Origin of the sequence: Lentzea sp. HUAS TT2 (assembly GCF_051853195.1) — a bacterium.
In the GTDB taxonomy this organism is placed as follows: domain Bacteria; phylum Actinomycetota; class Actinomycetes; order Mycobacteriales; family Pseudonocardiaceae; genus Lentzea.
The window spans coordinates 5681607-5708359 of the sequence record NZ_CP196667.1 but is presented as its reverse complement, the minus strand read 5'-3'; the positions used below and the strand labels follow the sequence as shown (position 1 = coordinate 5708359).

Here is a 26753-nt window from a genome sequence, read left to right as displayed (position 1 = left end):
TCTTCGGGCGCGCAACCCCTGCTACACGAAGGTGTGTACCCGAATGGCTCGAAAACTGTTGGCGTTGCTGGCAATGCTCGCCGCCACCCTCGTCCCGGTCTCGCTCTCGGCGACGAGCACGGCACAGGCGGCCCCGTTCAAGGTCCTCGCGTTCTACAACGGCACGTGGGACGCGGCGCACATCGCGTTCGTGAACGAGGCCAACCCGTGGCTCACCCGCGCGGGTCAGGAGAACGGCTTCACCTACGAGTCGACCCGTGACTGGAACCGGCTCAACAGCCTGACCCCGGCCCAGGCGCAGGTCGTCATCTTCCTCGACGACGCGCCCACCGGTGCCGCGGCCCGCACCGGCTTCCAGCGCTACATCGAGGCCGGCGGCGGCTTCTTCGGCTTCCACGTCAGCGCGTTCACCCAGAACGCGAACGAGTGGCCGTGGTACCACAACACGTTCCTGGCGAAGGGCAACTTCGTCAGCAACACGTGGGGCCCGACGACCGCGGTGCTCAAGGTCGAGACCCGCACGCACCCGTCGACCCTGCGGCTGCCGGAGAAGTTCACCTCGGCCGTCAGCGAGTGGTACAGCTGGGACAAGGACCTGCGGCAGAACCCGAACATCCAGATCCTGGCGAGCGTCGACCCGTCGAGCTTCCCGCTCGGCACCGACCCGAACCAGCAGTGGCGCAGCGGGTACTACCCGATCATGTGGTCGAACAAGAACTACAAGATGATCTACGCGAACTTCGGCCACAACGCCATGGACTACGCGGCGAACAAGCCGCTGTCGTCCACGTTCGCGAGCGCCACGCAGAACAACTTCCTGATCGACAGCCTGCTGTGGCTGGGCGGTGGCGGCACCCCGCCGCCGCAGGGTGAGTTCAAGACGGTCGTCAACCGCGGCAACGGCAAGTGCGTCGACGCCGCGGCCGCGGGTCTGAGCAACGGCACCGTCATCCAGCAGTACGCGTGCAACGGCACCACGGCGCAGAACTTCCGCGTCGTGGCGACGACCGACGGCTACTCCCGCGTCGAGTACCGCAACGACCCGGCCAAGGTGCTGGACGTGAGTGGCCCGTCCACCGCGGACAACACCGGCATCCACCTGTGGGACAACTTCGGCGCGACCAACCAGCAGTGGCGGATCACGACCGGGTCCGACGGCTACTCGACGCTGACGGCCAGGCACTCGAACAAGTGCCTGGCGGCGAACGGCGGCAGCGCTGACGGCGTGCAGCTGGTGCAGACGACCTGCAACGGGTCGGCGGCGCAGAGCTTCAAGATCGGCTAGATCCCAGAGTGCGAAACACGTTCAACCGGCCGGGTCCCGGCCGGTTGGATGTGCTCATGACGACACGACGCGGAACCGTGGCCTGGCTCGTGGGAGCCCTCATGCTCGGCCTCACCTCGGCGAGCGCAGCCGGCACGGAGGCGGCTCCCCCGGGCGAGCAGTACAAGCGCACGGAGCTGTACTTCGGCGGCGAGCTGCAGGACGGCACGCCGATCACCCCGGCGCAGTTCGAGACGTTCCTGGACCGGGAGGTGACCCCGGCCTTCCCCGACGGGCTGACGTGGTTGCCCGCGCACGGCCAGTGGAAGGGCGGCAAGGAGGACTCCTACGTCCTGATCCTGCTGTACCCGCTCTCCGACCGCGGCGCGAACCGCGAGATCGAGGAGATCCGGCGCGACTACAAGTCCCAGTTCGGCCAGGAGTCGGTGCTGCGCGCCGACAGCACGGACAGGGTGTCCTTCTGATCGGCTAGGACGACCGGGAGTGGTTCTGGTCGTCCAGGCGGCCGGAACCACTCACGACCACCCGTTCCCCCGGCATCGGGTCGGTCGGGTGCGAGGCCCCGAGGAACCCGTACATGTCGTTGAGCTGGTGCAGCGCCTGCACCGCGTCCCGCCACACCGGGCAGGGCCACGCGCGATGCCGCCCGTACCAGGCGTGACACGACTTGCACCGGTGCCGCTCGTTCGGCTCGTGCATCCGCAGCAGCCCTCGCCACCAGGGCAGGGCAGCACGAAGCTGCTCACGCAGTTCGAACACCTCGTTGGGCGAGTCCGTCTGCGCGAGCTGGTTCATGGTCTTGTAGACGACGTCGATCACCGAGCGGTGGAACGACCCTTGTCGTTCAGCAAGCGCCATGTCCCGGAACCTCCGCGAAGTGGCGATCGGATGGGCTGACGTGACCGTCCCGGACCGCGCGGACACCCTCCGCAGTTGAGACAGGCACGGGGGGAGTCTATGTTGGGTGTCGGAGGGCTTTCAACTGGTGAAAATCCCGTCACCCAGATAGCCCTTTCCATGGGTGGAGACGCTCACTGCGCGCAACTGGGGAGGCGGCATGGCGGTGCAACGGTCCCTGGCTGACAAGCTCAACCACCTCTTCGCGCGGCACACCGCCCGTTCCGGCCAGGAGTACAGCAACGAGCAGGTCGCGGCGGCCATCGCCGACACCGGCGTGACCATCTCCCAGAGCTACATCTGGCAGCTGCGCAAGGCCAAGAAGGACAACCCGACGTTCAAGCACTTGCAGGCACTGGCAGGCTTCTTCGGTGTGCCCGTGAGCTACTTCTTCGACGACGAGGTCACCGACCGCGTCGACGAGCAGCTGAAATCGTTGCAGGACGAGCAGTCGCGCCTCAACGAGATCGCCTCGGGCAGCGACGCGCAGCTCATGGCGATGCGCGCGGGGGAACTGTCGCCGGACCGCCGCCGCCTGGTCATGGAACTGCTCGACGTCGTCTACCGACAGGAACAGGCCGAGCGCGGCGAAGGATGACTCGTGGCCGAACGAGATTTGCGCAAGCGGTGCCGCCGCCTGCTGAACGAGCTGGACATCCAGCCACCGCTCGACGTGGAGGAGCTCTGCCGCCGCGTCGGTGACCAGCGCGGCAAGCCGATCCGGCTGATCGCCCACCCGATCCCGGTGCCCGGCCCGTACGGCGTGTGGATCGCCACCGCCAAGGCCGACTACATCCTGTACCAGCAGGAGACGTCGAAGGCCCACCAGAACCACATCATCCTGCACGAGCTCGGCCACCTGCTGGCCGGTCACACCAGCGACGAGCAGGACGACGACCTGCTCGCGGGCCTGTACCCCGACCTCGAACCGGACGCCGTGCGGCGCGCGTTGCGGCGCACGTCCTACGACTCCGACCACGAGCGCGAGGCCGAGACGGTCGCGACGATCATCCTGGAATGGGCGTCGGTGCTGGACAAGGTCGCGCCACGCGCGTCGGAGGGGCCCGCGCGCCGCATGTCGAAGTCGCTCGCGGACCGGCTGGGGTGGTTGTAGGTGGAGTACCTCAAGGAGACCCAGGGCATCGTCGCGTTCTCGGCGCTCGCGGTGGTGCTGTACCTGCTGGTGCGGCGCCCGCACGACCCGCGGCTGCGTTCGGTGACGGGCCTGGTGGCCGGCTGGGCGGTCGGCTACCCGTTCGGGCGGGCCGCGGCCAACGGGCGGTGGTTCCTCGGCCTCGACCCGATGGTCTGCCAGCTGATCCAGCACTCGATGCTGCAGGTCGGCGTGTACGGCCTGATCTGCTTCTTCATCTTCTCGGCACTGGACGACGAGAAGGCGCGCAAGCACGCCCTGCTGCAGCTGATCCCGCTCGCCCTGTGCATCAGCTTCATGACGTGGGCGGTGCTCGCGATCCCGGACGACCTGCGGGTGGCGGCGGCCCGCGTGCCGAACTCGCTCGGCGGCGGCCCGACCGGCGTCCTCGCCATCACGGTGTTCTACGCGCTGGGCAACGGCTACCTGCTCTACGGCTTCGCCGCGATGTTCGTGTGGGCCCGCCGCTACGCCCGCGGCGCCGAACCCCGGCTGCGACGCGGCCTGCGGATCACCTCGACGGGCCTCGCACTGCTGGTGCCCGCCGACGCGATCTTCGTGTCGTCCAACGTCTCCCGCTACTTCGGCGAGCCGCTCCCCCGCTGGCTGCTGACCACCGCGGTGTGGTTCCTGCTGCCCGGCGTGCTGCTGTGCGTCGTCGGCGTGATCTACCCGATCGCCGCGATGCGGTTCGCGGCGACTCGCTTGTGGCTGCGGCACTTGCGCGCCTATCACCGGCTCGCTCCGCTGTGGACGTTGCTGAACCAGTCGTTCCCCGAGGACGCCCTGCACCGCGTGCCGTCCCGGCGCGACTCGCTGTCGCTGCGGGGCGTGCACCGGCGCTACTACCGGCGGGTGATCGAGTGCCGCGACGGGCTGGTGCGGATCAGCCCGTACGTCGCGGAGACGCCCGACGAGCTGCCGTTGTCCGACCGGTTGCGGGCCGGGCTGGAGACGCGCAGGTCGGGGGCCGTGACCATGCGACGGCCGATCGCGCTGGCGGTGCCAGAGGAAGACGGCATGGACGCCGACGTGCGGGAGCTCGAAAAGCTCGCGGTGGCTCTCCGCTGAGCTTATGGTCCCGGTGTGGACCTGCCCGTGATGCCGCCGGTGAAACCGATGCTCGCGAAGTCCGTCCCGGCACTGCCACGCGGGGACGGACTCGCGTACGAGCCGAAGTGGGACGGCTTCCGCTGCATCGTGTTCCGCGACGGCGACGAGGTCGAGCTGGGCTCGCGCAACGACAAGCCGCTCACCCGGTACTTCCCCGAGGTCGTCGAGCTGCTGCGGGAGGCGCTGCCGCCGCGGTGCGTGGTGGACGGCGAGATCGTGCTGGTCACGCCCGACGGCCTGAGCTTCGACACGCTCCAGCTGCGGCTGCACCCCGCTGCCTCGCGGGTGCGCAAGCTGTCGGTGGAGACGCCGGCGAGCTTCGTGGCGTTCGACCTGCTGGCCTGCGGGGACTCCGATGTCACCGGACTGTCGCTGGCCGCGCGGCGCGCGATGCTGGAGGAGATCGTCACCGAGGTCCCCGGCGTCTACCTGACACCGTCCACAACGGACCCGGACGTGGCCCAGGACTGGTTCACCCGGTTCGAGGGCGCGGGGTTCGACGGGGTGATGGTGAAGGCCCTGGACGGCGTCTACGAGCCGGACAAGCGTGTGATGTTCAAGGTCAAGCACGAGCGGACGGCCGACTGCGTGGTCGCGGGCTACCGGTGGCACAAGGACGGCGAGACGGTCGGGTCGCTGGTGCTCGGGCTCTACCAGGACGGCGAGCTGCACAACGTCGGCGTGGCCAGCAGCTTCACCGCGGCGCGGCGGCGGGAGCTGGTCGAGGAGCTCAAACCGTTGCTCCACCCCGCCGAGCATCCGTGGAGCGCGTGGGCGACGTACGAGGGTCCCGGCATGAACAGCCGGTGGAACCCCGAGAAGCAGCTTCAGATCGTGCTGCTCGACCCGAGCCGGGTGGCCGAGGTGCGGTACGAGCACGTCCAGGGTGGACGGTTCCGGCACACCGCGCGGCTGGTGCGGTTCCGCGAGGACAAGACGCCGCTGGAGTGCACGTACGAGCAGCTCGAAGAGGTGGCGCCCGCCGAGCTGGACGCCCTGTTCGGTGAGGCCGAACAACGCAGGCGGACAATCGAACCGTGAAGGTGATCAAGCGGGACGGCACGCACGAGATCGAGATCCAGCGATCGAGGTTCCTGTGCCACGTCGCCCGCGTCACCTCCGATGCCGCGGCTTCCGAGTTCTTCGCTCGTGTGCGCAAGGAGCACTGGCAGGCCTCGCACAACTGCACGGCGTTTCGCACTGTCGACACCCAGCGGTCGTCCGATGACGGCGAACCCGCTGGTACGGCCGGCGTTCCGATGCTGGAGGTGCTGACGCGCCGGGATCTCGTGGACACCGCCGTCGTCGTCACCCGCTACTACGGCGGGATCAAGCTCGGTGCCGGTGGCCTGGTCCGTGCGTACGGACGGGCCGTGTCCGAGGCCATCGACTCGTTGGGCACCCTCACCCGCGAACGGCACGAGAGCGTGCTTCTGGCCGTGGACCACGATCAGGCGGGGAAGCTGGAGAACGGGTTGCGCGCGGCCGGGTACCACGTCGCGGACACCGAATACGGTCATGACGTCACCTTCACCGTTCTCACGAAGGACCCGGAGGCGTTCGAGGTCTGGCTCGCCGCTCAGACCGGCGGTTCCGTGACCGCGATCAGGGGCGAGCCGGTGGACCTCGACAGTTAGAACTTGCCCAGATCAGAACTTGTCCGCCCAGTTCAGGGCGTAGTCGGCGACCTCTTCCCAGCCCGGCGTGCCCATGACGAAGTGCGGGCGGTTCGGGAACTCCTTGATCTCGGTGATCGCGGGGCCGGAGTAGCGGCGGGCGTTCTCGCGGTTCATCGACGCGGGCACGACGTTGTCGCCCTCACTCGCGATGAACAGCAGCGGCGCGCGGTTCGGGTTCTTCAGGTCGACCTTGGTCGCGTTGTGGGTGGTGAAGTTCGCGGTCGCGGCCTGCCACAGCGGGCGTCCGGGCGCGGTGATGGCCCACTTCTGCCGCAGGGCCTCGGCCTCGTCCTTCGGCAGGGTGTTCGTGAAGGCGAAGTGCCACTCCTCCGGCGACAGCTCGACGTTGCGCTTGACGTTCGCCGGGTTCTTGAGCACCGGGAACGCGGCCTTGAGCGCCGAGAACGGCAGGCCGAGCGTGCCCTTGGCGGGCGCGGAGTGGATGGCGACACCGGCCTTGCCCAGGCCCCTGTCCAGCAGCTTCTGCGTGATCAGGCCGCCGAACGAGTGGCCCATGATGATCGCGTCCTCCGCGTGGTGCTCGCGGATGAACTTCTCGAGGTGGTCGGTGATCTCGACGACGCCCAGGCCGTTCGCGACCTCCGGGTGTGCCCGCATCTCGGCGACCTCGCCGTAGCCGGGCCAGGTCGGGGTGAGCACCTCGTGGCCGGCCGCCTCGAACCTCTCGGCGACGTTCTGCCAGCTGGCGGAGGTGAGCCACAGTCCGTGAACCAGCACGATCTTCGACATTTCCGTCTCCCTCAGTGGTGGAGAACGCTCGTTCTCCGGTTGTGTTTGCTACAGTAGAGAACGAGCGTTCTCCACAGCAAGGGGTAAACAGGGTGACCACGGACACAGAGACCCGAGAGAGGGTTCTGGAGGCTGCCGACCGGCTGTTCTACGCGAAGAGCGCGCACGCGGTCGGCATGGACGAGCTGCGCACGGAGGCGGGCGTCTCGCTGAAGAAGCTCTACAGCCTCTTCGACGGCAAGGAGTCGCTGGTCGAGGAGGTGCTGCGCCGGCGGGAGGAGGCCATCACCGCCGAGACCATGAAGTACGTGCTGCGCGCGTCGACGCCCGAGGACCAGATCCTCGCGGTCTTCGACTGGATGGCGGACTCGTCCGGGACGACGGACTTCCGCGGCTGCGCGTTCATCAACTCCTACGCGGAGCTGGGGCCGTCCTCGGAGCGCGTGACGGCGGCCGTGCGTCACCAGAAGACCGGCGTGCGGGGAGCGATCGCGGCGATGGTGGCTGCGACCGGGCGGCCGGAGTGGGTGGCGGACTCGATCTTCCTGCTGTTCGAGGGCGCGATGACGAACACGGCGATCACGGTGTCGTCCGAACCGGCCCGCCAAGCGCAGAAAGCGGCGCGCTTCCTGCTGGAAAAGACAGCCTGAAGCGCGCCGCGTTCTACCTGCTATCGGTTACGTGCAGGGCAATGCGTCCGGATCGGCACCCGCCTTGGGCACCCACCGGATGTTCGCGAACGAGGCCTGGAACGCGCCGTCGGTGTAGACGAGGAACGGCGTGTTGACGAGCTCCAGGTCCAGTCCCTTGTCGGAGAAGCAGGAGACCGGGATCTTGACGGTTGACTTCTGCCCGACGGGGAGGTTCCGGAACGCCTGCGTGGCATCGATCTCCGCCATGCACGGGTACTGGCAGTGCGAGCTGATGACCGTGCGGTTGGCAGGAGCCTGGTGCACGATCACGTCGAACACCATGGCCGCGTTGGCGTTGCCGTACCCGCGCAGGTCGGAAGGCGTGGGACTCTGCAGGTAAACCTGGCCGGGGCCGGTGCCGGTCCACGTCGTCTTGAGCGCGTCCTGCTGGACGTTGACGTCGGACTGCACGACGTTGATCTCGGCGTGCGAGGCCTGGCCGTCGGGCCCGACCACGGTGCCGCCCCAGTTCTCGGCGGAACCGATCATCGACTGGTACGGCGCGATGTCCGTGCGGTTGAAGATCTCGAGGTCCTCGGTCGCCGTGCCACCGCCACCACCGGAGCACAGGGCGCCGGGGCTGGTCTCGTCGAGCTTGCCGACGCGGCCGGTCTCCCAGTCGCGCAGGCCGTAGCCGAGCTTGAACAGCGGCTTCTTGGCGGGCTCGCCGGGCAGCGCCGGGCAGGCCTCGCCGGGCCACGAGTAGGACAGCTTGCCGCTGAACCCGTTGTGGCGTCCCTTGATCAGCAGGTCGGCGATGCCGCCGCCCTCGGAGCCCGGCAGCCAGGCGGCCACGAACGCGTCGGAGCGGTTGATCTCCTTGTTCATGTACAGCGCGCGGCCACCGACGTAGACGGTGATGACCGGCTTGCCCTTGCCGGAGACCTTGTCCAGCACGGCGAGGTCCTGCGGCTGCAGGCGCGCGGCCTCGAACGACCGCTTGCCGAGGTCGCCCACACCCTCCGCGTACGGCGTCTCACCGATCACGGCGATGACGGCGTCGAACTGCGAGGCGTCCACACCGTCGGCGGTCGCGGCGAACGTGACGTTCGAGGTGCCCAGGGTGTCCTGGATGCCCTTGAGGATGCTGGTGGCGTTGGGGAAGTCGGCGTTGGTGTTGCCGGTGCCCTGCCACGACAGCGTCCAGCCACCGGTCTGGTTGCCGATGTTGTCGGCGCTCTTGCCGACGACGAGGACCTTGCTGCGCTTGGACAACGGCAGCACGCGCTTGTCGTTCTTCAGCAGCACGGCGGACTCGCGCACGGCCTCGCGGGCGAGTTCCTTGTGCTGCAACGCCTTCGCGTCACCGGCGTGCTCACGCAGCGACGGCTTCTTGGCCTCGAAGATCCCGGCACGCAGCTTGACGCGCAGGATGCGGGTGACGGCGTCGTCGATGCGGGCCATCGGGATCTCGCCGTTCTGGACGGACGCGATCGTGTTGGTGATGAACGCCTTCCAGTCGTTCGGCACCATGAAGATGTCGAGACCGGCGTTGACCGCCTGCGGGCAGCTGCCGTTCGTGCAGCCGGTGACCTGGCCGTGGCCGTTCCAGTCGCCGACGAGCAGGCCGTCGAAGCCCATCTTCTCCTTGAGGATGCCGGTCTGCACGTACTTGGAACCGTGCACCTTGCCCTCGTTGATGACGTCGTTCGTCCAGCTGTTGAACGAGATCATCACCGACTGCGCGCCGGCGGCGAGGGCACCGTAGTAGCCCTGGCCGTGCAGGTTGATCATGTCCTTCTCGGAGAAGGCGTTGACGCCCTGGTCCTTGCCGCCGGTCGTGCCGCCGTCACCGAGGAAGTGCTTCGCGGTGGCGATGACGCCGTCGGAGCTGATGCGCTTCTTCGCGTTGTCCTGCAGACCGCGGACGGCCTCGTAGCCGTAGGCGCGCGTGATGCGCGGGTCCTCGGAGAAGCCCTCGTACGTACGGCCCCAGCGGTCGTCCTGCACGACGGCGAGCGTCGGCGAGAACGCCCAGTCCTGGCCGGTGGCGCGGATCTGCTCGGCCGTGGCCGCGTTGATGTCGCGGATGAGGCACGGGTCCTGCGTGGCGCCGAGACCGATGTTGTGCGGGAAGACCGTCGCACCGTAGACGTTGTTGTTGCCGTGCACCGCGTCGATGCCCCAGATGACGGGGATCTTGGTGCGCGACTGCTTCGACGCCTCGAAGAACGCGTCGGCGAGCGCCAGCCACTCCTGCGGCGTCGCGTTCTTCTTCGCGCCGGGCCAGCTGCCACCACCGTTGAGGACGGAGCCGAACCCGTAGGTCTTGACGTCCTCCGCGGTGATCGCGGCGATCTCGGGCTGCGTCATCTGGCCGACCTTCTCGGCCAGCGTCATGTCCTTGAGGATCGCCTTGATGCGCGCCTCGTCCAAGCGGGCGCCATCGAGCTGGCTCTCGACCTTCGGCCAGCCCTTGAGCTCGGGCAACGACCTCTCGATGCGAGCACAGCCGTGCTCCGTCTTCGGCTGACCGATGACCGTCTGCTGAGGCGGCTTCGGCCAGTGCTGAGCGTCCTGCGCCACGGCCGCCGAGGTTGTGCCGGCGGCGAGCGTCAGCCCCAGCACTGCGGCGAGAGTGCTTCTCCAATGCATGCCGCCGATCCTCAACGGCGTGTTACGTCCACGTCAATGGGAACGCTCTCACGACTTTGTTCCGGAAACTCTCAGGACGAAGTTCCCATACCGGGCCGGGAGTTCGTTCAGAGGACGCGGAGGTCCTGCCGGGGCGTGGTCCAGGCGACCCGGTCGGCCGCCCCGGGATCGGTGAAGGCCAGCACCGATTCATCAAGCCGATGGAACTCGAGGTCGTCCGTCCACGTCTCGTACAACTCCCCTGCGATGAGCAACAAGGGCCGTCCACCGACCATCAAGGACACCTCGGCCACCACACCCTCGTCGCCGTAGACCGTGACCTCGTCGACCGGCCCGGCCGGAAGCTCGCTCAGCACCCGCCAGCGAGTGCCGTGTCCGGGCTCGCGCCACCACTGCGGGTCTTGGACGCGTGCCTCGAACTCCTCCCATTGCGGCCGCCACAGGCCGCAGTGGTCGTAGTGCTCGTAGGTGCCGACGCCGAACCGCCCGCCTTCGAGCACGGCCAGCAGCCCCCACAGCTGCAGGCACGGCACCGCGGGGTCGTGGAACACGTGCGGACCGGCGTCCGGCACGTCCTCGCGCAGCGCGAACTCCACGCCGATCCACGACTCGACGTGCGCGCCTCTCAGCGACGCGAACTCCCGCACCCTGTCGGCCCTCCAGGCCTCCTCGTCCACACCGGCAGTATGTGCGGAAGCCCTGGCAAGTCGCCGCCCAATAAAAGCGAACGGCCCCCGGCTCCAAGCGGAACCGGGGGCCATCACAGGCGTGTGTCAGCCGGCGAGCGCGCGCACCCGCCGCAGCACCTCGTCCGCCCCCAGCGTGCGGGCGACCGCGTGCAGATCGGGACTGGCCTTCGACCCCGTCAACGCCACCCGGATCAGCTGCGCGGCCTCACGGATCGAGCCGGGGTACGCGTCCGGGTTCTTCTTGAGCTCCTTGGGGTTCGGCGCGAACCCGTGCTTCGCGGCGAGCTCGCGGATCTGCCCGAACCACTCCTGGCCGTCCTCCAGGTCCGCGTAGCCGTCCGCGAAGTCCGCGGCGAACGCGGAGATCAGCTCCGGCGACAGCCCACCAAGACGCTCGTCGCTCCGGTCGGACACGAGCGGGAACAGCGACGGGAAGAAGAACCCGTAGGCGGTGCGGAAGTCCGACCACTTGCGCAGGTCCTTGCGCGGGTTCGCGACCTCCGGGCCGCGCTCGACCTGCAGTGCCGCCAGCGCAGCGTCGCGCTCCGAGGCCAGCACCTCCACCAGCTCCGGGTCGTGGGTGGCAGCCCACTCCGACACCAGCGAGATGATCTCCTCGCCGGACAGCGTCGCCACGTAGTCGGCGCAGATGTCGTCGAGCTTCACCAGGTCGACCAGCGGGCCCGCGACGCCGCACTCGGCGAGCGAGATCGGCGCCTCCAGGGCCTCGGCGAGCGGCAGCTCGGCCAGGCGGGCGTTGACCAGGCCGCGCATGTAGTACTGGACGGCCGGCGCCGGGAAGCCCGCCTCGATGAAGAACTCGACGGACGCCTCGGGGTCCTTGCGCTTCGAGAGCTTGCGCCGGGAGCCGCCCTGCTGCTTCATCAGCGGCGCGATGTGGGCGTACTCGACGCGCTCGAAGCCCAGGGCGTCGAACAGCTGCAGGTGCGTCGGCACCGAGGAGATCCACTCCTCGCCGCGGATCACCAGGTTCACGCGCATCAGGTGGTCGTCGACGGCGTGCGCGAAGTGGTACGTGGGCAGGCGCGGCGACTGGTCCGACGCCTTGAGGATCACCACGTCGTTGCGGTTGGCGTCGTGCTCCAGCGGACCCCGGATCGCGTCGACGAACGACGTCCGCTCCCCCGCCTTGCCCGGTGAGCGGAAGCGCACGACGTACGGGCGGCCCTCGTCCAGCGCGGCCTGCACGTCCTCGGCGGTCTTGTCGCGCCAGATCGCCCAGCGGCCGTAGTAGCCGGTCGGCAGCTTCGTGGCCTGCTGCCGCGCGGTGATGTCCGCGAGCTCTTCCTTCGTCGCGAAGCACAGGTACGCGTCACCGGAGCGCACCAGCTCACGCACGTACGTCAGGTAGACCTGCTCGCGCTGCGACTGGTGGTACGGGCCGTAGGCGCCGACCGAGTCGGCCTCGTCGGGCTCGATGCCGAAGTACTTGAACGCCTTGTTGAACTGCTCGACGGCGCCGGGCACCTCACGCGCCTGGTCGGTGTCCTCGACGCGCACGATGTACGAGCCACCGGAGTGGGACGCGAGGTCGCGGTCGATCATGCCGACGTACAGGCCGCCGATGTGCAGGAACCCGGTCGGCGACGGCCCCAGACGGGTGACCTTGGCGCCTTCGGCCAGCCCGCGGGGCGGGTACTGCTCCTCCCAGTGGGACGGCTCCGGCAGGTCCGAGGGGAACAGGGCGTCGACGACGGCACGGTCGAGCATCGCTAGGGGTCTCCAAACCAGGGAAAGAAGTACGCCCAGGTTATCAACGCGCGCGAGCCGAAATGCCGGGCCCCGGATCATCCGCCTAAGCTCACCGGCCATGGCCAAGTACCTCGACGTCCACCCGGTCAACCCGCAGAAGCGCGCCATCGACCAGGCCGTGCGGATCCTGCAGGAGGACGGCCTGATCGCGTACCCCACCGACTCCTGCTACGCGCTCGGCTGCCGCCTGGGCAACAAGGACGGCATCGACCGCATCCGGGAGATCCGCAAGCTCGACGACAAGCACCACTTCACGCTGATGTGCGAGAACTTCGCCCAGCTCGGCCAGTTCGTGGTGGTCGACAACGCGGTGTTCCGCGCGATCAAGGCCTCAACGCCGGGCAACTACACGTTCATCCTGCCCGCGACGAAGGAGGTGCCGCGCCGCATGATGCACGCGAAGAAGAAGACGGTGGGCGCGCGCATCCCGGACCACGTCGTGACGCAGGCGCTGCTCCAGGCCATGGGCGAGCCGCTGCTCACCAGCACCCTGCTCCTGCCGGACGAGAGCGAGCCTCTCGTGCAGGGCTGGGAGATCAAGGACCGGCTCGACCACGTGGTGGACGCGGTGATCGACTCCGGGGAGTGCGGCACCACGCCCACCACGGTGGTGGACTTCTCGAGCGGCGAGGCCGAGATCATCCGCTACGGCGCGGGCGACCCGACCCGGTTCGAATAACTAGGACACGACCAGCGCGTAGTCGGCGTCGGTCGCGGCCGTCTCGACGTGACCGTCCACGTTGACCGAGGTCGCGATCACCTCGACGGTCCAGTTGCCCGCGGCGGGCGTCTGGAGGAGGACGTTCTCCACGGTGTCGACGGTGTTCGCGACGCCGCCCGCCGTGGACCAGTTGCCGGCCAGCAGGCCGTTGTTGCCCCAGTAGACGGTGCCGTCGGGGGCGGTGACCTTCAGCGTCAGGTCGTTGACGGTCGCCTTGGCCGCGGTCGGCGAACCGGCCGGGTCGGTGTAGGCGAGCGTCGCGCGCAACGGCGTCTGACCGTCGGACGCCACGGTGTACTTGCGCGACTGACCGGTGGCCAGCAGGTCGGTCTCGTTCACGAGCACCGGCAGCTTCCAGCCGCCCGCCTTCGCGCGGTCGTAGAGGTTGCGGACCGACGCGGTGCCCCAGCCCTGGTGCGTGCGGGTCTGGTCGTGCGTGGTGCCGGAGAACGCGTGCTGGTCGGCGGTGTTGATGAGCAGCGCCTTGGCCGTCGCGGCGTGCGGGCGGGACGCGAACACGTCGCGGGCCTTGCCGGGGGCGCCGTCGAACACGCCGTCGGCCCACATCTGGAACAGCAGACCGGCGTTGCCGCAGGTGATCGGCGTGGCGCCGGACGTGCCGCCGAACGACGTCGTGTACGCGGTGTCGCTGGTGGACGTGGTGGTGTCGATGCGGTCGTAGAAGTTGGAGATCTCCGGCTTGATGCGGCCGTCGGCGGCGGGGCCGATCGACGCCCCGCCGTTCCACTTGTCGTCGGCGCGCGAGGCGGTGTTGAAGTGGTAGTGGCCGCCGACGGACAGCACGTTCTTCGACCACGCCTGCGGACGGGAGCTTCTGGTGCCCGCGTTGCTCTGCGACTGGCAGATCAGCAGGTCCGTGTCGAACACGATCCGGTCCATCTGCTGCGAGATCGAGTTGTACGCCGTGGTGAGCGAGTCACCCCAGCTGTTCGACTGGAACACGGCCTTGTACTGGCCGGCCGGGTCGACGAGCTGCTTGGTGTGGGCGTAGCGGTCGCCGGTGTTGTAGACGGCCGTGATGCCCTGTCCCTCGGGCAGCAGGCCGCGGTGCGCGGACGAGACGCCGGACGCGAAGATCTGCCCGTACGTCGAGGTGCCGTGCGAGGTGTTCGTCGTGTTGGCGGTGTGCTGCAACGGCGGCCGGGTTCGGAACTCCTGGTGCGTCAGCCGGAACCCGCCGTCCATCACCTCGCCCCGCACGCCCTGGCCCTTGTAGCCGCCGACGCTCTCGACGTAGTTGGCACCGGAGGACTCACGGGAGATCGCCATGTCCGTCTCCGGCGCGGACGCCGGGTCGATCGCGATCACGGCGGGCAGCTTCGCGAGCTGCGCGACCTGTCCCGCGTCCAGGGTGGCCATGATGTGCTCACGGCTGGCGGAGATGACGTTCACCTTGCCGCCCAAGGACCTCACCTTGGCGGCGACGGCCTTCTGGTCGCGCTCGTCCTGCTCCACCAACGTGATCAGGTAGTCGGACGAGCCGCCCAGCGCCATGATCTGCGGCTGGGCCTGGAAGGGGCGCACCCCGCTCACGTAGCTCAGCCGGGTGACGCGCGCGGTGTCCGTCATGCGGGCGAGGTAGGTGCCGTCCTGGACGAACGCGCCGAGCCGCACGCCGAGGCCCTGGAGCTGGTGGCGCTGGGCGTCGTTCAGGGTGGCGCGGAACTGCAGCAGGTAAGCGCTCTCAGCCGGGGCGGCGACGGCAGGAACGCCGCTGATCAGGGCGAACGCGGAAACGACCGACACTATTGTGCGCAGCACGAATACAACCTCCATCGGCAGGGATGGCGGTGGCCGGAGGGAGTCACCGCCCGTGACCAGCACGTTACCGGTGATCACCAGGTCAGGACATCAGTCGTTCGGCGGTGATCATCTCGCGGGACGGTGTAGAAGAATCCGTTCGCCCGCCGATTCCCGTTCACCCGGATGGTGCATCCGGAGTAACGTCCGATCAGGTAAGCCCGACATGCCCGGCAAAGCATTTCCGCGCGGAGGACGGATGCCTGTCTCACCTGAGCAGCTGATGGAAGAACTGCGCACCTTGTGCCGTGGGCGCGGTGTGCAGACTCCCGGTATCGACTTGCACGTCGGACCGGCGCTGCGCCAGGCCTGCGGCATCGTCGAGACGGACGGCGCGGAAGCGGTGCGAACGAAACTGCGGGACTGGGTCGCGAACGCGACGCGCGGTTTCCCGGTCGAGGTCCGCAACGCCGTTCTGGCGCCGCTGGGACTGCACGACGACGCGCAGTTCCGGTTTCTCAACGAACGCATCGAGTGGCTCGCGAAGCAACAGGACCGCGGTGCGCGCACGGTGCGCAGGAGGATGGACGCCGGACTGCAGCGCCTGGTGGAAGTGGCACTGCAGCCGGCCCCGTCGACGGCGCACGTGGCGCCGTCGGAACTGTGGCACGTCAAGGAGTTCGACGCGCTGCTGAAGCTGGACGGTCCGACGCCCGCGTGCACGGAACGCCGGACCGTGGTGGCCGACACCGACGGTGTCAACGAGATCGCCTGGTCGATCACGATCCCCTCCCCCACGTCCGACGGTGCTCCAGGTGACCTGGACGTGGAGGTGTTGCACGGGGTCGAGCTCATCGGCCACGAACGTCCTTCACCGCGGCGCTTCCTGATGAAGCTGCGGTTGCCCCGACCCCTCAACGCGGGACAAACGCACCAGTTTGCACTGGAAGTGCGCGTGCCGCGAGGACAGTCGATGCGTCCGACCTACGTGTTCTGGCCGGAGCGGATGTGCGAGTCGTTCCGGTTGCGGGTGCGGTTCGACCGGGACGACCTGCCGGACTCGGTGTGGCGCGTCGAGGAAGCCCTCGCGCGCGACACCGATGACCTGACGCCTTGGCCGCAGACGCTGCCGCTGGACGAGATCGGTGAGATCGACGTGCAGTTCCCACACCCTCGTCAGGGCCGCGGCTACGGCGTGCAGTGGACGCCACGCGGGTAGCCGGAGACGTTCAGATCATCTCGATGCAGAAGTGCGGTTCCACGGCTGACACCTCCCTTTGATGGCCAGGGAGAACCGCAGTCCGAAGCGGAGTCAGATCACCGTCGCGATGAAGACAGTGCCGGCCATGAATCCCACGAAAAGGCAGATCGCGGCAACCTTCACAACGGTGGCGAGTGAGCAGATCATTCTCATCGAAGAATTCACCTTCTCATTCTGACTGGCTTTCGGGCTGATGTTCTCGCCGATGCACCAAGAGTGGCTTTTCGCCAGTCGAATGAGAACGGGTTTCCTGTTTCACGCTAAATGAGGAAACCCTCTGGGCATTATTTCTGGGTCGTGCGGCGCAGCGCCATCACGAGCAGCGCGTGCGAACTGCCGGCGTGCGGGAGCATGCCCTGGCGGACGAGGTCGAGCGCGTGGCAGAACGGCATGGTCCGCACGCGCAGGTCGGCCTCACCGGGCTCCAGCGCCGGCTCGCCCTGGGTGAGGTCGGTGGCCAGGAAGATGTGGTCGACGTGGTTGCTGAGGCTGTCGGCGCCGTGGATCTGGCCCAGCCGCTCCCACTTCGCCGCGCGCAGCCCCGTCTCCTCCGCGAGCTCACGACGTGCCGCGGCCAGCGGATCGGCGTCCGCGTCGTCGACGGCGCCGCCGGGCAGCCGCCACTCGGTGCCGCCGTGCGTGTAGATCCACTGCCGGGTCAGCACGACCTCGTCGTCGTCCTGGATCGCGAGGACCGTGACCGATCCGGGCGCCACGACGTGCGTGTAGGTGCCGCGACCCCCGTCGGGTCTGACGACGCTGTCGGAGTGCACCTCGAACCACTGCGACCGGTGGACCACGTTGGTCGCCAAGCGCTGCCAGACCATCACCACACCAGCCGCCTCGTCGGACCGCGTCATCACCATGACTCACATGGAACCATCGCCGACCGCTCCAGTTAGCCCCAGTTGATCGTCAATCACAGGCCAATTAATGGACATTCCGCTTTCGGGTGTTTGACGACGTACACACTTCCGGGGGGAGGGGGGTGAAGGCGTTGTCGCCCACGTTCGCCCAGGAGGTTCGCCGCCTGCGCAACGAGCGCGGGCTCTCACTCAGTCAGATGACCGGCCTCGTACCGTACAGCAAGGGACACCTCAGCAAGATCGAGAACGGCCAGGTTCACCCGAACCCCGAAATGGCGAGGCTCTTCGACAACGTCCTTCAGGCTGACGGTCACCTGATCGAACTAGCGGACGCTCCCGCGCGCCCGATCCCCAGCGACCACACCACTCTCCTCACCTTCGACTCGATGTTCGACCACCACCGCGCGCTGGGCCACCGCCTGAGCCCCGAGGTGGTGCTGCCGAGCCTGCGCCCCCAGGTGGAGGCGCTGAGCTCGATGGCCCGGTCGGCCGACGACCCCGACCTGGGGCGCGGACTCTGGCTCCTGGCCGCCCGGTACGCGGAGTACGCGGGCTGGATGGAACAGGAACGCGGCGACGACGCCTCGGCCGCCGAGTTCACCCGGCGCGCCGTGCAGTACGCGGCGAAGGGCGGCGACTCGGAGCTGGCGTCCTGGGCACACGTCCGCATCTCCGAGTTCGCGCTGTACCGCGGCGATGCCCGCGCCACCGTCAGCTACGCGCGTGAGGCAGGCAGGTCCCGTTCGACCGCGGTGCAGGCGGCGGCCGCCCTGCGCGAGGCCCAGGGCTACGCCCTCGCCGGAGCCGCCGACCGCTGCCACGCCGCCCTGGAACGCGCCGCCGAGCTCCAACGAGTGCTGAGCGACTCCCGTTACGGCACAACGAGTCTCATCGACCAGGTGGCCATCGCACGTGCCTGGACGTACCACGACCTCGGCCGCCACGCCGAGGCCGCCGCCATCCTCGACACCCAGATGCCGCTGATCTCCCCCACCGCCCTGCGCGCCCGCACCCGCTTCGGCCTGCGCAGAGCCCTGGCGCACGCCGAGGCAGGCGACGTCGACCACGCCTGCGAACTGGTCGCCGACCTGCTCGACGACATCCGGCAGGTGCAGTCCGCGACCGTCCACATCGACCTGACGGCGTTCAGCAAGTTGTTGTCCCGCTTGAGGCCCGCGTCCGGGCGCGAGGTGGCGGGCGAGATCGGCGACATCCTCTTCGCCTAGGTCCGGAACAGCGTGAGCCCTTCGGTCTCGATCGCCTTGCTCCGTCGGCCGAGACGATCAAGACCGCATCCGGAACCTCACACCGCGGCCCGGTCCTCCCGCTCCAACGCCTCCGCCATCTCCACCCAGGCCTCCGCGACCCCGCGGGCCATGTCCGCCACCAGTTCCCGGCAGTGCGAAGGCACCCCGGACACGACGGTGGCCCACTCCCCGGACGACACCGCGTGCGCCTCCAGCCACCGCAGCACCAACCGGCCGTGCTCGTTGAACCGCAGCGAGGGATCGCGCCGCAGGATCGGCAGCGTGGCGTCGGGATCGCGGACGTCGGCGCGCCCGGCCGGCAGCACCGACTCGGCCCGTTCAGCGGCCCGCATCCGCTCCGGCACCGGGTCCAGCCCGGCACCCAGCCGCCGGCGCACGTCCCGGACGGTCCCCGGCGACACCCCGGCGGCCCGGGCGATGTCGCGCAACGACGCGTCGGGCCGTTCCACCACCATCCGCCCGGCGAGCCTGCGCCCGGCGGCGGAGTTGACCGGCCGGAGCTTGCCGTCGCGGCCCACCCGCACCGGGGCCTGTCCGCCCACGGCGCGCCGCAGCACGCCGACGGACTTGGCCGCCAGGCCGGTGGAGGCGGCGATGGCCCGGTCCGAGCGCTGCGGGTGCGAGCGCAGCAGCCGCCTGGCCGCGGCCTCGCGGTCGGCGGTGGACAGGGTCGAGAGGTTCAGGGACACCGACATGCCGAACAGGTCCTCGGCGGGTCCGTCGACGTACTCGACCTCGACGGACCGGCAGCCGCGCAGCACGGCGGCTTTCAGCCGATGGGTGCCGTCGACGACCTTCATCGTCGGCCGGTGCACCACGATCGGTGACAGATGGGCGCCGGAAGACGCCAGTGAACGGATGAACTCGTCGCTGCAGCCGCGAAGCCGCGGCGAGTCGGCGGAACGCAGCGCTGTGATGTCTACGAGCATGCGAAACCAAGCCCCCCAGGCTGAGTCGTCTCCGGAACCCCCAGGTGTCCGGACGACCAGAGCAGGTTAGCTACTTGTTCAACGGGAGCGCCACTCAATCGCGGGGCAGACATCCATCACCATGTGCAGCCCGGCGTCACGGGCGCGCGCGTACGCCTCGTCGTCCACCACTCCTAGCTGGAACCACACGGCTTTCGCGCCGATCTCCACGGCCTCGTCGACGAACTGGCCGGCGTCCTCCGAACGGCGGAACACGTCCACGACGTCGACCGCGAACGGGATGTCCGCCAGCGCCGCGTACCCCTGCTCACCGTGCACGGTCTCGGCCGAAGGGTGCACCGGCACGATCTTCTTGCCGCGTTGCTGCAGGAACCGCGCCACGCCGTGGGCCGCGCGGGAGGGGTTGTCCGAGAGCCCGACGATGGCCCAGACCTGGCAGTTCTCGAGGATCCAGTCGACGTCTTCACGCATGCCTTCAACACTAACCTTGTGACCCCGGTCACAATTCCCGCAAGCCGGTCGAAACGCACGGGTCCCCGATCGACGCCTGGGTACAAACACGCTCCGGAACACCAGCCAGAGGAGATCGAGATGCGGTTCATGGTCATCGTCAAGGCCAACGAGGACACCGAGAACGGCGTGATGCCCACGACCGAGGAGCTCACCGCGATGGGCAACTACAACGAGGAGCTCGTCAAGGCCGGCGTGATGCTCGCGGGCGACGGTCTCTACCCGAGCGACAAGGGCGCGCGCGTCCGGTTCGACGGCAAGGGTGCGACGACGGTCATCGACGGTCCGTTCACCGAGGCCAAGGAGCTGATCGCGGGCTTCTGGATCTGGGAGCTGCCGAGCCTGCAGGACGCCGTGGAGTGGCTGAAGAAGGCGCCGTTCCAGGAGGGCGAGGTCGAGATCCGCCAGGTCCACGGCGACGAGGCGTTCGGCGAGGCGCTGACGCCGGAGATCAAGGAGCAGGAGGACCGGATGCGCGAGCAGATCGCGTCCCGGGGTCAGTGAGTGCGCGGAAGCGGTACTTCGGGGGCTGAGTGCGCGGTCAGCGCGACGCTCAGCGTGAGCAGCCCGCGCGGCGAGGTCGGACGGCAGCCCGTCAGCCGTTCGATCAGCCGCAGGCGGTGGTCGAGCGTGCTGCGGTGGATGTCCAGCCGCCGTGCCGCCGCCGCGCGGTTGCCGTCCTCGGCGATGAACGCCCGCAGCGCGTCCAGCAACGGCGGCTGCGCCACGACCGGTTCGATCACGCGCACCAGCCGTTCGGTGACGTGCGGCTGGCGCAGCACGGCGAAGTCCGCGAGGACGTTGCGCAGCTCGTAGACGCCCGGCGCGCGGCCAGAGGCGATCCGCAGGACGTCCTCGGCCGTCGCGCGCGCCGCCCCGAGATCACGCCGGGGCGCCCAGGCGACGCCCATCCACACCTCCGCGCCGAGCCGGTCGTGCAGGTCGCGGGCCAGGGCGAGGTGGTCGTCCTGCGCACACGGCAGCAGCACGTAGCCGCCGAGAACGCCGTCGAGCACCAGCGCGTCGGCGTTGTCCCGCACCGCCTCCAGCACCTGCACCGCACCGTCCTCAGTGGACGCGCGGAACGCGATCACGGCGTACGCGAGGGCCAGTCCGTCGAAGGAACCGTTGTCACGGCCGGAGAGCAGTGTTCTGGCGAGCTGGCGGCGGGTCGCCACGTCCTCGACCGGGGGAAGGTCGAACGGACGGAGGATGTCACGCAGCACGTCTCCCAGCAGCCTGCTGTCCAGCACGGTGGTCACGCGTCGCCTCCTTGAGGGGACTGGCGGTGTCGCACCAGAACGTTAGGGAACTGTCGACAGTCGGCACAGCGGCCTTGAGGGAGCCTTAACGTTCGCCCGCGCCCGCTGAATCCGTTCAGCCCCAGGCGTTCGCGCGGCTCATCCCGATCGCCGTGCCCAGAACCGCGAGGTCACGCGGGTTGACCGGGCTCAGTCCGGTGAGCTGCTCGATCTGCCACAACCGGTAGTCGATGGTGCTGCGGTGGATGAACAGCTTCCTGACAGCTACCGCCCGGTTGCCGTCGGCCTCCAGCAGCGCCAGCACGGTCTCGACGAGGACGGGGTTCGCCAGCAGCGGCGCGACGACCTTGTCCAGCTCGTCGCGGACCTCCGGCGTGTCCATCATCGCGCTCTCGAACAGCACGTCGTCGATCCGGTAGATCCCCGGCGGCCGGCCGAGGGACGACACGAGCGCGTCGATCTCGTCCACCTCCCTGCGCGCCAGGGGAACGCGGGCGGCCGGCCGTTCCGCGACGCACAGCCACACCTCGCCGCCGATCTCCGCGGCGACCTCCCGGCACCACGCCAGCGCGGCCGGTTCGGCGACCGGCAGCAGCACGTGACCGGACGACGCCACCAGCACCGTCCCGCGTCTGCGGAAAGCGATCACCACCCGCTCCACCAACGCCCCGCGCACCGAGACCACGGTGTAGAACGCCGCGGCGCCGTCCGGTGCGTCCCCGGCGAGCACCGCGTCCGCCAGTCCTTCGTCACCGGCGCAGAACGACGACATCAGCTCGGCGGCCAGCGCGGTTCCGGCGGAGGCCAGCGCACGGGCGTCACCGCCGTCGTCCAGCATGGCCTCGGTCAGCAACCTGTCGGTGGACCGCAAGGCCACGACCACCTGTGCGACAGGGACTTTCGCCGAACGCAGGCGCGAGCCGACGCGGTGCGCGACCGCCACGGCCGCGTCCTCCCAGCCGTCGGCGTCCGCGGCGGCGGCGCGATAGACGGCCAGGAACTCCTCGTGCAGCAGACGACCGACGTCGAAGAGCACGGGCGACTCCCCTCTTTCACACCTCTGAAGGATTTCAGCGGCCGCGGTGGGGAAATCCCCAGCGTTCTCCAGCGGTACGCCAGTGCCCGCGTCCCTAACGTCGGGTGCATGGCACCTCAGCTGCTCGCCCCGGCGCGGCCGCCGATCCTCGCGCCTTCGAACGAGGCGTGGCGCCAGTTCGCGCACGCCCTCGCCCCCGTCGAGTTCGGCCGCGGCGACGTGCTGCTGCGCCTGGGCGTCCCCGCCGACGACCTCATCGTCATGAGGTCGGGCAAGGCGAAGACGTGCCGCACCTCCCCCGACGGCCGCGAACTGGTGCAGGACTTCCACTGCGCGGGCGATCTGCTGATCGAGCCGACGCTGTTCGACGCGGCACCGTCGGTGTCGACGACGGTCGCGATCACCGACGTGCAGGCCGGCCGGATCTCGCGCGCCGACCTCACGCAGTGGCTCGCGTTGTGCCCGGAGATCACCGAACGGCTGCTGGGCTGCATCGCCCGCCGTCAGCGCGAGTCGCACCAGATGCGCATGGACCTGGTGCAGCTCGACGCCTCCGCGCGCCTGGCGAAAGCGTTGCTGCGCCTGGCAGGACGGTTCGGCACCGACCGCAGGGCCGCGGTGCTGATGATCGAGGACCTCACCCAGGAGGAGCTCGGCCAGTACATCGGGGCGCGCCGCGACACCGTCAACAAGACGCTCTCGGACTTCGCCCAGCGCGGGTGGATCTCGATCGAGCGCAAGAGCATCTTCCTCACCGACCCGGCCCAGCTGTCCCGCCGGGTCCGCGTGGGCATGCCCGCTGTGCCCTCGCAGCGCTGACCAGACAACGCAGGGAGATCCTCACGTGACAACACCGACCCGCACCAGCACGGGCAAGGTCGTGCTGGGAGTCGTGGCCGCCATCGTGGCCGCCTCGATCGGCAACGCCGTCGTTTCCTACCTCGCGCAAGCGCTTGGCGCCGACCCGAACGCCGTGGAAGGCCTGAAACCGCAGGGGTACGTCGTGCTGACCGCGCTGGGGGTGATCATCGCCGCGATCGCGTGGGCCACGATCCGCAAGCGGGCCAAGGATCCCGCGCGCACGCTCGGCAGGCTCGTCCCGATCGTGGTCGTGGTGTCGTTCCTCGCCGACGTCCCGGTGTTCTTCCTTCCGGGCGCTTCGGTCGTCGGCGTGCTCGCACTGATGGTGATGCACGTCGTCGTCGCCGCGGTCTCCGTGCCGATCTTCCGGCGCGTGCTTCCGGTGTAAGAACAGGGAAAACGGCCGGGAGGTACGCCCTCCCGGCCGTTTTCGCGTTCACTCCGAGAGACCGAGCTCCGGCCACACCAGCGTGGTGGCGCCCCAGGTGAGGCCTCCACCGAACGCCGTCAGCAGGACCTTCTGCCCCGCCGCCAGCTCCCCCGACCGCACGCCGTGCGCGAGCGCCAGCGGGATCGACGCGGCGGAGGTGTTGCCGACGTCGGTGATGTTGGAGACGAACTTGTCGCGCGGCACGTCCAGCTCGGCCGACACCGCGTCCAGGATCCGGGTGTTCGCCTGGTGCGCGATCACCCTGTCCACATCGGACGCGACCCAGCCCTGCCGCTTGATGGCGTTGCGGGACGCGGCGGACATGCGCGCGACCGCGTTGGCGAAGACCTCACGGCCCTCCATCTGGAAGAACTTGTCACCATGCGGCACGATGTCGCGCGAGGACCGCTGCCGCGACCCGCCGGCCGGCACGGTGATCAGGTCGGACAGCTCGCCGTCGGAGCCGAGGTCGAACGGCCCGAGCGCGCCCGGCTCGTCCGGTGCCCCCGCCCGCAGCACCACCGCGCCGGCGCCGTCGCCGAAGATGACGGACGTGGTGCGGTCCTGCGGGTTGAGGATCGTCGAGTAGGCGTCCCCGCCGATCATGATCAGGCTGTCCACGATGCCGGCCGTGATCAGCCCGGCGCCGACGCCCAGCCCGTACACGAACCCCGTGCACACGGCCGCGATGTCGAACGCCGGCACGTCGATCAGCCCCAACCGGGACGCGATCTCCGGAGCCGTCGCGGGACAGGGCCTGTCCGGCGTCGTGGTCGCGAGGATCACCGCTCCCGCGCCCGGCACGCCCGCCGAGCGCAGTGCCCGCCGCGCCGCCTCGACCGACAGGTCCGAGGTCGCCATGCCGGGTTCGACCACGTGCCGGGTGGACACCCCGATCCGCGACCGGATCCACTCGTCGGTCGTGTCGAGCTTGGCTGTCAGCTCGTCGTTGGTGACCACCCGCGGCGGGAGCCATGACCCGAGTCCCGCGACCACCGCTGCGCGCATTCTCCGACCTTCCTCACCGTTGCACCGCCAGCACTTCCGGGAGGAAGCGACTGGGAAACCCTTGGAACACCACGGGACGCTGGAACCGTTCGACGGCCCGCACGCCGACGGAGGTGTGGAACGGCGACGTGGTCGCGGGCCAGGGGCCACCGTGGTGCATGGCCTCGGTCGTCGCGATGTCGTTGGGCCACTGGTTCCACACGATCCGGCCCGCGCGCCCGGTCAGTTCGCTGAGAAGCTCGGGCAGGACGTCGTCGTCCTCGCCGTGCACGGTCGCGGTCAGCTGTCCCGGCAACGCGGCGGCGAGCTCCAGCAGTTCGTTGCTGTCGCGGTAGGTCACCACGACGGACACCGGCCCGAAGCACTCGCTGAGCACCTCGTCGTGGCCGTCCAGCACGTCGGCGGCGGTGGTGCGCAACAACGTCGGCGCGTGACCGCCCGCCACGGAACCGCCCTCGACCAGCACGTCGAGGAACTCCGTCAGCGCCTCCACGCCGGTCTCGAACCGCTTCGCCACGAGCTTGTTGAACAACGGCTCCGCCCGCAACGCGCGCACCTCGGCGGCGACATCGCCGGCGAAAGCCTCCGGTACGACGAGAAGTCCTGGTTTGGTGCAGAGCTGCCCGCTCTGCTGCGCGAGCGCCTGGGCGAACCCGCGCGCGATCTCCCGCCCGCGCCTGGCTGCGGCCTCGCGCGTCACGAACACCGGGTTCACGCTGCCGAAGCCGCCGTAGAACGGGATCGGCTCAGGCCGGGTCGCGGCGAGGTGGTGCAGCTCGCGGCCCACGCGGCTGCTGCCGATGAACGCGACGGCCTTGACCCGCGGGTCGAGCACGAGCTGACGGGCCCGGCGCTGACCGTGCACGAGCGCGAACACGCCCTTGGGCAGCACCTCCTCGACGATCTCGGCCGTGCGGTCGGCGAGGTCGGGATAGCTGTGGCTCGCCTTCACCACGACCGGGCACCCGGCGGCCAGAGCCGACGCGGTGTCGCTGCCGGCCACGGAGAACGCGAACGGGTAGGAGGTGGAACCGAAGACCGCGACCGGCCCGAGCGGGACGAGCATGCGGCGCAGGTCCGGCCTCGGTCCGGCGGGCCACGACGGGTCCTCGCGGTCGACGACGACGCCGTTGACCGCGCCCGAGCGCAGGTACGCGGCGAACGAGCGCAGCTGGAAGGTGGTGCGGGCCACCTCCGCGCGCAGGCCGTCCGCGGGAAGCCTGCACTCCCACTCGGCCAGCGAGACCAGGTCATCGGTCTCCCGGTCGAGCGCGGCGGCGACGGCGTCGAGTGCCGCCGCTCGCTCGCCCGGCCTGGTCGCGCCCCACGCACGGGCAGCGTGAGCCGCCCGGTCGAGGATCTCCTCCATGACCGCCTACTTGATGTAGTCGGCGGAGACCCGGGGCGGCCAGCTGGCGACGCTGAGCACGCCGAGGCTGTAGGCGCGGGAGACGAGCGCGGCGCGGTTGGGGGCCTTGAGCTTCTTGAGCATGGTGCCGACGTGGTACTCGACGCCCTGGCGCGACAGGAAGAGCCGCGAGGCGAGGCGCACGGTCGACTCGCCGGTGGCGATGCCCTCGAGGATGCGGGCGTCGAGCTCGGTGAGGATGCGGTTGCGGTCGACCACGACGGCGTTGGGCTGCTCGCCCTTCTCCGGGTTCACGACGACGACGAACTGCACCAGGTCGCCGTGCGCGTCGTGCACCGCGATGCCGGTGATGTCGCCGGTGAACACGGCGTGGCGCGGGCCGATGCCGGCGAGGTGCTCGACGAAGCGCTGGCGGCGGCCCTCGACGAGGCGGTCGAACTGCTTGCGCATCGGGCCGTGCACGCCGGGGTGCAGCAGCTCGTAGAAGCTGCGGCCGAGCAGCGAGTCGCGGGAGTGGCCGAACTGGCTCACGAAGTCGTCGTTGGCCTCGACCACCCGCAGTTGCAGGTCGAGACGCGCGAGGCAGAGACCGGAACGTTCGAGCAGGGAACGGAACACGTCGGCGTCCGGAACGGCGGTGCGGTCATGTGCGAGAGAACCAGCGGCAACAGTGTGCATCAGAGAGAATCCCTCTCGTGCAGAAGCGAAACTTGAGGCGGCCACAAGGCGATCTAGGTTTATTTCCCGATTCTCACCTTGACACGTTGAATCGTAGGAAGATCTGCCGAACCCGGTCAACGAGGTGTGAGGGGTGGCCCCTAATGTTGTGGTAGGGGTGGGCCGGG

At 69.2% G+C, this 26753-nt stretch carries 28 protein-coding genes; 14 read left to right on the top strand and 14 right to left on the bottom strand.

Going from position 1 to position 26753, the window contains the following annotated elements; genetic code table 11:
* Positions 1 to 43: 43 nt before the first annotated feature.
* Positions 44 to 1285 (top strand): RICIN domain-containing protein, encoded by a 1242-nt coding sequence (locus ACSHWB_RS27895; RefSeq protein ID WP_439656249.1) that lies wholly within the window; start codon positions 44 to 46, stop codon positions 1283 to 1285.
* Between the two features lie 56 nt (positions 1286 to 1341).
* Positions 1342 to 1749, top strand: a complete 408-nt coding sequence (locus tag ACSHWB_RS27890) for a DUF3574 domain-containing protein (RefSeq protein WP_439656248.1) — start codon at positions 1342 to 1344, stop codon at positions 1747 to 1749.
* A 4-nt stretch (positions 1750 to 1753) separates the two neighbouring features.
* Here the strand turns inward: ACSHWB_RS27890 and ACSHWB_RS27885 are convergent, their stop codons facing one another.
* Positions 1754 to 2143, bottom strand: coding sequence for a hypothetical protein (locus ACSHWB_RS27885; protein WP_439656247.1), 390 nt, complete (start codon positions 2141 to 2143; stop codon positions 1754 to 1756).
* Between the two features lie 199 nt (positions 2144 to 2342).
* Between ACSHWB_RS27885 and ACSHWB_RS27880 the strand changes: the two genes are divergently transcribed.
* From ACSHWB_RS27880 to ACSHWB_RS27860, 5 genes are read left to right on the top strand one after another with little or no spacing between them, the layout of a single operon-like run.
* Positions 2343 to 2780, top strand: a complete 438-nt coding sequence (locus ACSHWB_RS27880) for a helix-turn-helix domain-containing protein (protein ID WP_360030588.1) — start codon at positions 2343 to 2345, stop codon at positions 2778 to 2780.
* A 3-nt stretch (positions 2781 to 2783) separates the two neighbouring features.
* On the top strand, positions 2784 to 3296 hold the full coding sequence (locus ACSHWB_RS27875) for a hypothetical protein (protein WP_439656246.1): 513 nt from the start codon (positions 2784 to 2786) through the stop codon (positions 3294 to 3296).
* The gene (locus tag ACSHWB_RS27870; RefSeq protein ID WP_439656245.1) at positions 3297 to 4406 is read left to right on the top strand and encodes an MAB_1171c family putative transporter; all 1110 of its coding nucleotides are present in this window, start codon (positions 3297 to 3299) and stop codon (positions 4404 to 4406) included. It abuts the gene before it with no gap.
* A gap of 15 nt (positions 4407 to 4421) precedes the next feature.
* A complete protein-coding gene (locus ACSHWB_RS27865) occupies positions 4422 to 5489 on the top strand; it encodes an ATP-dependent DNA ligase (RefSeq protein ID WP_439656244.1) in 1068 nt (355 codons plus the stop codon).
* On the top strand, positions 5486 to 6085 hold the full coding sequence (locus ACSHWB_RS27860) for a YigZ family protein (protein WP_439656243.1): 600 nt from the start codon (positions 5486 to 5488) through the stop codon (positions 6083 to 6085). The genes ACSHWB_RS27865 and ACSHWB_RS27860 overlap by 4 nt, the downstream gene beginning before the upstream one ends.
* Positions 6086 to 6097: 12 nt before the next feature.
* Here the strand turns inward: ACSHWB_RS27860 and ACSHWB_RS27855 are convergent, their stop codons facing one another.
* Positions 6098 to 6877: an alpha/beta hydrolase gene (locus ACSHWB_RS27855; protein WP_439656242.1), complete on the bottom strand. Its 780-nt coding sequence runs from the start codon at positions 6875 to 6877 to the stop codon at positions 6098 to 6100.
* Between the two features lie 92 nt (positions 6878 to 6969).
* On the opposite strand from ACSHWB_RS27855, the gene ACSHWB_RS27850 reads away from it, so the two are divergent.
* On the top strand, positions 6970 to 7527 hold the full coding sequence (locus tag ACSHWB_RS27850) for a TetR/AcrR family transcriptional regulator (RefSeq protein WP_439656241.1): 558 nt from the start codon (positions 6970 to 6972) through the stop codon (positions 7525 to 7527).
* A 27-nt stretch (positions 7528 to 7554) separates the two neighbouring features.
* Here the strand turns inward: ACSHWB_RS27850 and ACSHWB_RS27845 are convergent, their stop codons facing one another.
* The 3 genes from ACSHWB_RS27845 to ACSHWB_RS27835 form a co-directional block, all read right to left on the bottom strand.
* Entirely contained in the window at positions 7555 to 10164 is a 2610-nt protein-coding gene (locus tag ACSHWB_RS27845; RefSeq protein WP_439656240.1) for a glycoside hydrolase family 3 protein, read from the bottom strand.
* 107 nt (positions 10165 to 10271) lie between these two features.
* Positions 10272 to 10841, bottom strand: coding sequence for a hypothetical protein (locus ACSHWB_RS27840; protein ID WP_439656239.1), 570 nt, complete (start codon positions 10839 to 10841; stop codon positions 10272 to 10274).
* A 96-nt stretch (positions 10842 to 10937) separates the two neighbouring features.
* Complete coding sequence (locus ACSHWB_RS27835) at positions 10938 to 12584, bottom strand: glutamate--tRNA ligase (protein WP_439656238.1); 1647 nt, start codon at positions 12582 to 12584, stop codon at positions 10938 to 10940.
* A 100-nt stretch (positions 12585 to 12684) separates the two neighbouring features.
* Between ACSHWB_RS27835 and ACSHWB_RS27830 the strand changes: the two genes are divergently transcribed.
* The gene (locus ACSHWB_RS27830) at positions 12685 to 13305 is read left to right on the top strand and encodes an L-threonylcarbamoyladenylate synthase (RefSeq protein WP_439656237.1); all 621 of its coding nucleotides are present in this window, start codon (positions 12685 to 12687) and stop codon (positions 13303 to 13305) included.
* On the opposite strand, the gene ACSHWB_RS27825 is transcribed toward ACSHWB_RS27830, so the two are convergent.
* On the bottom strand, positions 13306 to 15129 hold the full coding sequence (locus ACSHWB_RS27825; RefSeq protein WP_439656236.1) for a S8 family serine peptidase: 1824 nt from the start codon (positions 15127 to 15129) through the stop codon (positions 13306 to 13308). It lies immediately after the preceding gene.
* A 238-nt stretch (positions 15130 to 15367) separates the two neighbouring features.
* Here ACSHWB_RS27825 and ACSHWB_RS27820 point away from each other — a divergent pair, with 238 nt between their 5' ends.
* Positions 15368 to 16327, top strand: a complete 960-nt coding sequence (locus ACSHWB_RS27820; protein ID WP_439656235.1) for a hypothetical protein — start codon at positions 15368 to 15370, stop codon at positions 16325 to 16327.
* 326 nt (positions 16328 to 16653) lie between these two features.
* Here the strand turns inward: ACSHWB_RS27820 and ACSHWB_RS27815 are convergent, their stop codons facing one another.
* The gene (locus ACSHWB_RS27815) at positions 16654 to 17235 is read right to left on the bottom strand and encodes an NUDIX domain-containing protein (RefSeq protein ID WP_439656234.1); all 582 of its coding nucleotides are present in this window, start codon (positions 17233 to 17235) and stop codon (positions 16654 to 16656) included.
* Positions 17236 to 17321: 86 nt separating this feature from the next.
* Here ACSHWB_RS27815 and ACSHWB_RS27810 point away from each other — a divergent pair, with 86 nt between their 5' ends.
* On the top strand, positions 17322 to 18461 hold the full coding sequence (locus ACSHWB_RS27810; RefSeq protein ID WP_439656233.1) for a helix-turn-helix domain-containing protein: 1140 nt from the start codon (positions 17322 to 17324) through the stop codon (positions 18459 to 18461).
* A gap of 77 nt (positions 18462 to 18538) precedes the next feature.
* Here the strand turns inward: ACSHWB_RS27810 and ACSHWB_RS27805 are convergent, their stop codons facing one another.
* Both ACSHWB_RS27805 and ACSHWB_RS27800 read right to left on the bottom strand, forming a co-directional pair.
* On the bottom strand, positions 18539 to 19432 hold the full coding sequence (locus ACSHWB_RS27805) for a ParB N-terminal domain-containing protein (protein WP_439656232.1): 894 nt from the start codon (positions 19430 to 19432) through the stop codon (positions 18539 to 18541).
* A 78-nt stretch (positions 19433 to 19510) separates the two neighbouring features.
* Positions 19511 to 19903 (bottom strand): CoA-binding protein, encoded by a 393-nt coding sequence (locus tag ACSHWB_RS27800; protein WP_439656231.1) that lies wholly within the window; start codon positions 19901 to 19903, stop codon positions 19511 to 19513.
* A 120-nt stretch (positions 19904 to 20023) separates the two neighbouring features.
* Here ACSHWB_RS27800 and ACSHWB_RS27795 point away from each other — a divergent pair, with 120 nt between their 5' ends.
* Positions 20024 to 20446: a YciI family protein gene (locus tag ACSHWB_RS27795; RefSeq protein ID WP_439656230.1), complete on the top strand. Its 423-nt coding sequence runs from the start codon at positions 20024 to 20026 to the stop codon at positions 20444 to 20446.
* Here the strand turns inward: ACSHWB_RS27795 and ACSHWB_RS27790 are convergent.
* Together ACSHWB_RS27790 and ACSHWB_RS27785 are read right to left on the bottom strand one after the other, a co-directional pair.
* Complete coding sequence (locus ACSHWB_RS27790; RefSeq protein ID WP_439656229.1) at positions 20440 to 21204, bottom strand: PucR family transcriptional regulator; 765 nt, start codon at positions 21202 to 21204, stop codon at positions 20440 to 20442. The two genes, ACSHWB_RS27795 and ACSHWB_RS27790, sit on opposite strands and share 7 nt — an antisense overlap.
* 115 nt (positions 21205 to 21319) lie before the next feature.
* Complete coding sequence (locus ACSHWB_RS27785) at positions 21320 to 22240, bottom strand: PucR family transcriptional regulator (protein ID WP_439656228.1); 921 nt, start codon at positions 22238 to 22240, stop codon at positions 21320 to 21322.
* Between the two features lie 108 nt (positions 22241 to 22348).
* On the opposite strand from ACSHWB_RS27785, the gene ACSHWB_RS27780 reads away from it, so the two are divergent.
* Together ACSHWB_RS27780 and ACSHWB_RS27775 are read left to right on the top strand one after the other, a co-directional pair.
* Positions 22349 to 23059 (top strand): Crp/Fnr family transcriptional regulator, encoded by a 711-nt coding sequence (locus tag ACSHWB_RS27780; protein WP_439656227.1) that lies wholly within the window; start codon positions 22349 to 22351, stop codon positions 23057 to 23059.
* 25 nt (positions 23060 to 23084) lie between these two features.
* Positions 23085 to 23489: a DUF6069 family protein gene (locus ACSHWB_RS27775; protein WP_439656226.1), complete on the top strand. Its 405-nt coding sequence runs from the start codon at positions 23085 to 23087 to the stop codon at positions 23487 to 23489.
* A gap of 48 nt (positions 23490 to 23537) precedes the next feature.
* On the opposite strand, the gene ACSHWB_RS27770 is transcribed toward ACSHWB_RS27775, so the two are convergent.
* Genes ACSHWB_RS27770 through ACSHWB_RS27760 form a run of 3 tightly spaced genes read right to left on the bottom strand, consistent with a single transcriptional unit; the run spans position 23538 to position 26586 of the window.
* Entirely contained in the window at positions 23538 to 24539 is a 1002-nt protein-coding gene (locus tag ACSHWB_RS27770) for a beta-ketoacyl-ACP synthase III (RefSeq protein ID WP_439656225.1), read from the bottom strand.
* 13 nt (positions 24540 to 24552) lie between these two features.
* Positions 24553 to 25908 carry an aldehyde dehydrogenase family protein gene (locus ACSHWB_RS27765; RefSeq protein ID WP_439656224.1) on the bottom strand — a complete coding sequence of 452 codons (1356 nt, stop codon included), beginning with the start codon at positions 25906 to 25908 and terminating at the stop codon, positions 24553 to 24555.
* Between the two features lie 6 nt (positions 25909 to 25914).
* Positions 25915 to 26586, bottom strand: a complete 672-nt coding sequence (locus ACSHWB_RS27760) for a PAS domain-containing protein (protein ID WP_439656223.1) — start codon at positions 26584 to 26586, stop codon at positions 25915 to 25917.
* Between the last annotated feature and the right edge of the window lie 167 nt (positions 26587 to 26753).